This window comes from Actinomadura sp. NPDC048032 (assembly GCF_040653175.1).
In the GTDB taxonomy this organism is placed as follows: Bacteria; Actinomycetota; Actinomycetes; order Streptosporangiales; family Streptosporangiaceae; genus Spirillospora; species Spirillospora verrucosospora.
In genome coordinates, this window is the sequence record NZ_JBEZJP010000057.1 from 20,246 (window position 1) to 28,760 (window position 8,515).

7 protein-coding genes are annotated in these 8,515 nt (G+C 71.4%); all 7 read left to right on the top strand.

All coding sequences use genetic code 11. The features are described 5' to 3' along the window. Positions 1 to 115: 115 nt before the first annotated feature. The 7 genes from AB0C69_RS11045 to AB0C69_RS11075 all read left to right on the top strand — a co-directional run bounded on the left by AB0C69_RS11045 (position 116) and on the right by AB0C69_RS11075 (position 8,381). Positions 116 to 2,800 carry a hypothetical protein gene (locus AB0C69_RS11045; RefSeq protein ID WP_360352547.1) on the top strand — a complete coding sequence of 895 codons (2,685 nt, stop codon included), beginning with the start codon at positions 116 to 118 and terminating at the stop codon, positions 2,798 to 2,800. Then, positions 2,800 to 6,165: a hypothetical protein gene (locus tag AB0C69_RS11050; RefSeq protein ID WP_360352549.1), complete on the top strand. Its 3,366-nt coding sequence runs from the start codon at positions 2,800 to 2,802 to the stop codon at positions 6,163 to 6,165. Before AB0C69_RS11045 ends, AB0C69_RS11050 begins: the two co-directional genes overlap by 1 nt. Positions 6,166 to 6,172: 7 nt before the next feature. Continuing rightward, a complete protein-coding gene (locus AB0C69_RS11055; protein ID WP_360352551.1) occupies positions 6,173 to 6,691 on the top strand; it encodes a hypothetical protein in 519 nt (172 codons plus the stop codon). Between the two features lie 63 nt (positions 6,692 to 6,754). Continuing rightward, positions 6,755 to 7,003, top strand: a complete 249-nt coding sequence (locus AB0C69_RS11060) for a hypothetical protein (protein ID WP_360352553.1) — start codon at positions 6,755 to 6,757, stop codon at positions 7,001 to 7,003. A 1-nt stretch (position 7,004) separates the two neighbouring features. Then, positions 7,005 to 7,265 carry a hypothetical protein gene (locus tag AB0C69_RS11065; RefSeq protein ID WP_360352555.1) on the top strand — a complete coding sequence of 87 codons (261 nt, stop codon included), beginning with the start codon at positions 7,005 to 7,007 and terminating at the stop codon, positions 7,263 to 7,265. Next, positions 7,262 to 8,023 carry a peptidoglycan-binding protein gene (locus tag AB0C69_RS11070; RefSeq protein WP_360352557.1) on the top strand — a complete coding sequence of 254 codons (762 nt, stop codon included), beginning with the start codon at positions 7,262 to 7,264 and terminating at the stop codon, positions 8,021 to 8,023. The genes AB0C69_RS11065 and AB0C69_RS11070 overlap by 4 nt, the downstream gene beginning before the upstream one ends. A 10-nt stretch (positions 8,024 to 8,033) precedes the next feature. Then, the gene (locus AB0C69_RS11075) at positions 8,034 to 8,381 is read left to right on the top strand and encodes a hypothetical protein (RefSeq protein ID WP_360352559.1); all 348 of its coding nucleotides are present in this window, start codon (positions 8,034 to 8,036) and stop codon (positions 8,379 to 8,381) included. Positions 8,382 to 8,515 lie beyond the last annotated feature (134 nt).

Here is an 8,515-nt window from a genome sequence, read left to right on the forward strand (position 1 = left end):
CCGGTGGCTCGTGGTGAAGATCCGCGGTCTGCTCGCCGCTGACACCCGCCTGGCACGGCACTTCGCACCCGACGACGACAAGCCCGAACGGGCCGAGGAGTTCAGGGGGTGAGCCGTGGCGCTGAGGCTCGGTGAGCTGGTCGCGATCATCTCCGCTGACGACTCCAAGTTCCACAAGGCCCTCGGCCGCGTCCACTCCGGGCTGCAGAAGGTCGGCAAGGTCGGCGCGCTCGCGGCCCTGGCCGGGGCGGCGGGACAGCTCGCGGTGGCACTGGGGCCCGCCGCGGGCGGGGTGCTGTCGCTGGGTGCGGCGCTGGGCGCGGCGGTCGCGCCGGCGGCCGGGGTGGCGGTGGCGCTCCCCGCCATCGCCCTCACCTGGAAGACCAGCCTCGCGATCATGAAGCTGGCGGTCGACGACCTCAGCGAGAGCCTCGGCGCCGCGATCGAGGGCGATAGCAAGAAGTTCCAGGACGCGCTGAAGAAGCTGCCGCCCGCAGCCCGGTCGGTGGCGTCCGAGCTCGGGACTGCGCTGGGCGGGCTGAAGGGCACCGTCCAGGAGGCGTTCTTCAAGCCCGTCGCCGCCCAAGCCAAGGGCCTGGGCAAGCAGCTGCGGGGGCCGCTGCAGCAGGGCATGGCCACCGCGGCGGCCGGCCTCGGGCGCCTGGCGGCCCGTGCGGCTTCGGTCGCGCGGGAGCGGCGGTCGCTGGCGACGCTGTCGGGGGTGTTCCGCACCATCGCGGTGACCTCCGACCGCGCGAGCGCCGGGGTGGCTCCGCTGCTGCGCGGCCTCCGCGAGATCGTGAACGTCGGGCTGGGGAAGATCCCGCGGGTCGGGACCGCGGTCGGGAACGTCGCGACGCAGATGGGCCGCTGGCTGCAGAACATCGCCCGCTCCGGCCGCGCGTCCCGCTGGTTCGACCGGGGTCTGCGGGTGCTGTCGCAGCTCGGCCGGATCGCCCGCAACGTCGGTACCGCCCTGGGCGCGGTGTTCGGTGCTGCGGCGACCGGCGCCGGGAACATGCTCAACCCGGTCGAGCGCGTCACCCGGTCGCTGGCGCGCTGGTCGACGTCGGCGCGGGGCCGGGCAGCGCTGCTGGCGTTCTTCGCCAAGGGCCGGCAGAACCTCAACCAGCTCGCCCGTATCGCAGGCAACCTCGGCCGCGCGCTGGCCGGGATCTTCAAGAACGCCGGCACCGGACAGGCCGATTTCCTCGCGACGCTGGAGCGGCTCACCGCCCGCTTCGCCGCCTGGGTGAACTCCGCGCAGGGACAGCAGCAGATCGCGCAGACGTTCTCCATGCTCAACCAGGTCACCCACGACCTGCTCACGATCCTCCCCGGGCTGGCCGTAGTGCTCGGCCAGGTCGCCGGGTTCATCACCAGCCTCCCCGCCCCGGTGCGCGGCGCGGTCACCAACTTCCTGGCCTGGTCGGTCGTGATCGGCCTGGTCTCGGGGAAGATCGGCCCGCTGATCCTGGGCGTGGGGAAGCTCGCCAAGGGCGTCGGCGGCGTGACCCGCGCGCTGCGCAACAACCAGTCCGGGCTGCGCCGCTTCCTCGCCCGCATGGGCGGCGCGTTCTCCACCGTCGGCCGGTGGGCGCGCCAGGCCGCCGCCGCGGTCGGACGCGCCGCCGCCTCCATGGCGCGGTCGGCAGCGCGGGGTGTCGCCGCCGCCGGGCGCCTGGCAGCGTCGGGCGCGCGGGCCCTCGCGAGCGCAGCGGCCACGGCCGGACGGGCAGCGCTGTCGTTCATCGCCGCAGCCGGACGCATGGCCGCATCCGCACTGCTCAGCGCAGGCCGGGTCGTCGGCGCGTGGGCGCTCATGGGAACGCAGGCGCTGATCCAGGGCGCCAAGGCCGCGATGTTCTGGGTGCTGGCCAACTGGCCGCTCGTGCTTTTCGTCGCCGCGGTCGCCGCCGCCGTGTTCCTGGTGATCAAGTACTGGGACGAGATCGTCGAGTTCTTCACCAAGACGCTCCCGCACTGGATCAAGGTCGGGCTCGACTGGGCGATCGGCATCATCAAGAAGGCCGCCAAGTACGGCTTCTTCGGCCCGGTCGGGCTGATCATCGCGCACTGGGACAAGGTCAAGAACTTCTTCTCCAAGACCCTGCCCGCGTTCCTGAAGAAGGGCCTGGACTTCGTCGTCGGGCTGGTCAAGAAGGCCGCCTCGGTGGGGTTCTTCGGACCCGTCGGGCTGATCATCTCCCACTGGGGGAAGATCTCGCGGTTCTTCACCCAGACCCTGCCCAAGGCCGTCTCCGACGGGATCAACAAGGTCCTCGGCTGGCTGCGGTCCCTGGGCGGCTGGGTCGTCCGCGCCGTCGGCGACATGGGCCGCCTGCTGGTCACCGCGGGCAAGAACGTCCTGATCGGGTTCTGGAACGGCATGGTCTCCATGGCGTCGTGGCTGGCCCGCTCGATCGGCAACCTGATCCGCAACATCGTCCCCGGCCCCGTGCTGAAGGTCCTCGGGATCCATTCGCCGTCCAAGCTGTTCGCCGGGTACGGCAAGAACGTCGCCCAGGGCATGGCGATCGGCATCGCCGACAACAAGAAGCTGGTCTCGGATGCGGCCGGGTCGCTGGCCGTCGCCGCGTCCGAGGGCGGCGGGTTCGGTGTCGCCCGGCCGGGCGGGCGCCGCAAGCGGGCGCGCACCGGGGCGGCAGGCGGTGCGCAGGTCGTCCGGCTGCTGCTGGACTTCGCCGGCGCTGACGCCGAGTTCGTGAAGTTCTTCCGCAAAGTCGTGCGGGTCAAGAGCGGCGGCGACGTTCAGGTGCTCGTCGGAAGGAGAGTCTGATGTTCCCCGACGAGGCCCTCGATATCGCGGTCGAGTTGAAGCTCGGCGGCACCTGGGTCGACATCAAGACGCTCGGCCATGTCTACACCCGTGACCCGATCACCATCACCCGCGGACGCCAGGACGAGGGCTCACGCTCCGACCCGGCGACGTGCTCGATGACGATCAACAACAAGGACGGCCGCTACTCACCGCGCAACCCCAACGGCCCGTACTACGGGCTCATCGGCCGGAACACCCCGATCAGGGTGTCGGCCGGCGTCGGCGACGTCGCGCTGTCGGTGCCGGAGGTTAGCGGGTCGGGTGCCTCCACCCCGGACGCCGCGGCGATCGACATCACCGGGGACCTGGACGTCCGTGTCGACGCCACCCTCGCGTGGGACGACGAGGACGGCGGTCTGGTCGGCAAGTACGTCGAGACCGGCAACCAGCGGTCCTGGATCCTGTGGCTGAACTCCAACCGGACGCTGACGCTGTACTGGTCGACCACCGGCAGCAACCTGCTGTCCGCGACGTCCACGGCGCCGGTGCCGCTGTCGGTCGGCCGCCAGGCGGTGCGCGCCACCCTGGACGTCAACAACGGCGCGTCCGGCCGCACCATCACCTTCTACACCTCGGGCACCCTCGCTGGGTCCTGGACGCAACTGGGCGCCCCGGTCGTGCAGGCCGGCACAACGAGCATCTTCAATTCGTCGGCGCCGCTGACGGTGGCCAGCGTGTACGGGCTGGTGGCCGGCCGGTTCTGGAAGGTCGAGGTCCGCAACGGCATCGGCGGCACCGTCGCCGCCAACCCGGACTTCGCCGCGCAGGCCGACGGCGCCACCGGCTTCACCGACGCATCCGGCCGCGCCTGGACGGTCATCGGAGACGCGGCCCTCACCCCGCGGGCCCTGCGGTTCATGGGCGAGGTCCCCGCCTGGCCGTCCCGGTGGGGCCCCTCCGGCGAGGACGTCCACGTCCAGATCGAGGCCGCGGGCATCACCCGCCGTCTCGGGCAGGGGCGCAAGCCCCTGGCCAGCGCGCTGCGCCGCGCGGTCGCCGGCGCCACCCAGGCCTACCTCGGGTACTGGCCAATGGAAGATGGGGCCGGCGCGACGCAGGCCGCCTCCGCTGTCCCCGGCGTCGCGCCGCTGCGGGCGATCGGCCCGGTGGAATTCAGCGAGGAAGCCTCGGGCGGCACCGCCGGGGGCGCCACCTTCGGCGACGGCGGCAAGCTGGTGGGGACCTCACCGACCATCCCGCCGAGCGTGTGGGGCGACGGCGCCTGGCTCATCATCTTCTGGTTCGACCTGCCCGCCGACATGGGTACGTCCGGGGTGTCCCCGATTGTGCAGTGGCGGACGCCGGGCGCACCGATCGCGCACTACTGGGACCTGTACACCGGGCAGTCCGTCAACGGCGTGCTGTTCCTGGAGGTCGCCGACTCAGCCAACAACATCGCCACCTCCGCCGGCGGCACCATCGACCTGCGGGGCCGCGGGCCCGTCCAGGTCGCGATCTACTGCAACAACAACGGCGTCTCCAACACCAACATCCTGGTCTACGTCGACGGCGTGATGGACATCGCCACGGCCGTCACCAGCGACCAGGCGTCCACCCCCACCGCCATCGGCGTGAACCTCAACGTCGCCGCCGGCACCGACTTCTCCGGATCGGTGTCCCACCTCATCGTCGCGCCGTATGTGAGCTGGCAGGACCGGCTCGCCCTCGACCTGGTCCCCGCCGGGCTCGGCTACCGGGGCGAGGCCGCCGGCACGCGGTTCGCGCGGCTGTGCGACGAGGAGGGCCTCCCCGCCGCGGTGATCGGTGACCCTGCCGCGACCGAGGCGATGGGCGCGCAGCTGCCCGCGCCGGTGCTGGACCTGCTCGCCGACTGCGAGGACGCCGACGGCGGCACCCTGTACGAGGCCCGCGACCAGCTCGCGCTGCGGTACCGGCCCCGCTCGGCCGACTACAACACCCCGCCCGCGCTGGTGCTGGACTACCACGACCAGCTCGCCGCGCCGCTGGAACCGGTCGACGACGACCAGGGCACCCGCAACGACGTCACCGTCGAGCGGGTCGGCGGGTCCTCGGCCCGTGTCGTCATCGACGAGGGGCCCCTGTCGGTCAACGCCCCGCCGGACGGCGTCGGGATCTACGACGAGTCCCTCACCCTCAACGTCGCCTACGACGATCAGCTCCTCCCCATCGCGGGGTGGCGGGCGCACCTGGGCACCGTCGACGAGGCCCGTTATCCGGTCGTCCGGGTGAAGCTCCACAAGCACCCGGAGCTGATCGACACCGTCACCGCGATGGACGCCCGCGCCCGGATCCACCTGACGGGCCTGCCGCCGTGGGAGCCGCCCGGCACCGTTGACCTGATCGCCGACGGCTACACCGAGACCCTCGAATCGCGCCGCTGGGTCGTCGAGTACAACACCGTCCCCGGCTCGCCATGGCGGACCGGCGTGCTGGACGACCCCGTCCTGGGCCGTGTCGACACCGACGGCGCGGTCCTGGCCAAGGCCGCGGGCGCCGGTGACACGACGCTGCTGGTCACCTCGACCGATGGCCCGTCTTGGACCACCGACCCCGCCGAGGTTCCGTTCGACCTGCGGGTCGGGGGCGAGGTCGTCACCGTCACCGCCGTGGGCGACGGGATCGTGGACGGGTTCGACCGCACCGTCTCGAACGGATGGGGGACGGCACCGGACGGGCAGACCTGGACGGCGTACGGGACCGCCTCTGACTACTCGGTTGCGTCCAGCTCGGCCCGCATCACGATCTCCGCCACCAACACCACCGACCTGGCGGGGCTGAGCCTGCCGACCCTCGCAGCCTCCGACGTGGAGCTGGCGTTCACCTCGCCCGCCACGGCCATCACCGGCGGCCCGGTCCACGTCTTCCTGATCGCCCGCTTCGACCCGGCCGCGTTCACCTGGTACAACCTGCGCGCCAGCCTGTACAACGACGGCACGGTGCGGCTGCTGCTGCAGCGCCGCCAGGGCGGGTTCACGTTCCTGACCTCCGAGCAGGTCATCCCCGGCCTCACCCCCGCGGTGAGCACCACGTACCGGATGAGGTTCTTCGTCCAGGGCGGACTGCTTCAGGGCAAGATCTGGCTCAACAGCGGCACCGAACCGCCGTGGCAGATCCAGGCGCTCGACACCGCGCTCGACGGGCTCCCGGGCGGCGACATCGGCGTGCAGGTGTTCGTCCCGTCCGGCGTCACTTCCGCCCTGCCGCTGACGTTCGGCTTCCCCGAGCTGCGTGCGCACAACCCGCAGAAGCTCACCGTGACCCGGGCCGTCAACGGCATCAGCAAGGCCCAGAGCCTCGGCACCGGCATCAGCCTGGACCAGCCGTCCGTGATCGCCCTGTGAGGAGCCTGTGGCCACATACCCCAACATCGCAGCCGGGCAGCGCGTCACCGCGAGCCTGCTCACCTCGATGCTCCCGCAGCACGTCGTCAAGCAGGCCAACACCGACAAGGTGAACGCGACGTTCGGCGCCGACCCGGAGCTGACGCTGCCGCTCGTCGCGAACGCGGTCTATCAGGTGGAGTTCCTGCTGATCGCAGGCGGTATCGCCACCGCCGACGTCCAGACCCGGTGGGCGCTCCCGGCGACGGCGTCCGGGCAGAAGGTCGTCAACGGCCCCGGCTCCACAGCCTTGGACACCAACGCCGACAACGTCGCCACCCGCCAGGGCGTGCACACGTTCGGCACCGCGATCCTCTACAACGGCGTCCGCAACGCCACCGCCAGCTACTTCCGGATCTACGAGTACGCGGTCGTCACCCTCGTCGACGCGGGCTCCATCACGCTGGAGTGGGCACAGGGCACCACCCAGACCACCGCGTCCCGCATCGCCGCCGGGTCCATGCTGCGCGTCCGGCGGCTCGGCTGACGAACAGAGCAATGAGATGCAAGGAGAGGTGATCGGGTGTGGCGTGGCCCAGCGTGGGTGACGGTGCTCCGGGACGCGCTGCTGCTGGTACTGCCCAGTGGCGCGTTCGCATGGGAGGCAATGAAGGACAAGCCAAGCCCCGAGCTGCTGATCGTGTACATGGCGCTGCTGGCGTGCCCGTGGATCGCGAGCGTGATCTTCCTGGCGCGTCACTCGCCTGGCGGTATCGATCCGCCATCGCCACCGTCTCTGCCTCCGTCGCAACCGGTGCCGCCGCCGTCATCGTCTTCCTCGATGCAACAGGGCGGCTGACGTGATGCGCGAGCGGGTGCTGACGCGTACGGGCGCGTTCCGGGCGTGGTGGTCGGTGGCGATCGTGACCGTGTCGGCGCTGCTGGTGGCGGGGGCGTGCGTCTTCTACACCAATCAGCAGCAGCGGCAGAGCGATCGGCGGTGGTGCGAGTTGCTGACGACGCTCGACCAGCCGACGCCGGCTCCGACGACGGCGCGCGGTAGGGAGATCCAGCGGCAGATTCATCGGCTACGGCTCGACCTGGGATGTGAGGTGCGATGACCTACAGCGCTGCTGTCGCGATCGAGGCGGCCGAGGACAAGATCGGGTACCGGGAGAAGGGCACCAACGACACGGTGTTCAACCGGTGGCTGGGGAAGATCGGCGGCTACCCCGCCGGCGGCTACGGCTACCCGTGGTGCGCGAGCTTCCAAGCCTGGGTCGCCGACCAGGCGGGCGGGCGCGCCAACCAGGACTACCCGAAGACCGCCGGGTGCGCCACGGCCGTCGCCTGGTTCAAGAGCCACGGCCGGTGGAGCTCCACCCCACATGTGGGCGACTGGGTGTTCTATGGCCCGCGCGGCGAAACGCACGTCGAGCTCGTCGTCGCCGTCTCGGCGTCCAGCTTCACGACGGTCGGCGGCAACACCAGCGGCAGCCTGTCCGGGCGGTACTACAACGGCGACGGCGTCTACCGGAAGTCGATCAGCCGCTCGGCGGATCGGATCTACGGGTACGGCCGCCCCGCCTACTCGGGCACCGCTACGCCCGCCAAGCCGAAGCCGCCGGCCAAGCCCGCGAGCGGCGCACCGAAGTGGCCGGGCCGGTACATCACCCAGCCGCCCATCATGCACGGCGACGACGTGACCCTGTGGCAGCGGCAGATGCGCGCGCGCGGCTGGGGCATCGCGGTCGACGGCGCGTACGGGCCTGACAGCGAGAGCGTCTGCCGGGCCTTCCAGAAGGAGAAGGGCCTCACGGTCGATGGCGTGGTCGGCCCCAAGACGTGGGCGACCGCATGGTCTGCCCCGGTGACCTGAGGAGGAAAGCATGAAGGTCTTCGGATTCCAGGCTGAGCCCGCCGTGATCGCCTACGCGGTGAACTCGGCGGTCGCGCTGCTGGTCGCCTACGGGCTCGACCTGTCGCAGTCGCAGGTGCAGGCCGTGTCGGTCATCACCACGGCGATCCTGGCGGCGGTCGCCGCAGCGATGACGCGGCCGGTTGTGGTGTCGACCATCACCGGCGCGGCGGCCACGGTCCTCGCTGCTGTCGCCGCGTTCGGGCTGGACCTGTCGGCCGAGCAGATCGGCGCGACGGTGACGGCGCTGTCGATCGTGCTGGCGCTGCTGCTGCGGCAGAACGTGTCCCCCGCGCCGGCGGTCACCACCCGCGCCTGACCTTCGCTGCGCTGCCTTCTGAGGGGTCGGCACGCAGCACCGGAAAGCCCCGCCCACCTTTCGCTTCGGCGATCGGTGGGCGGGGCTCATTTCGTTGTGCTGGAGTCCGCGGCCCCGGGTGCGCGCCGCTGACC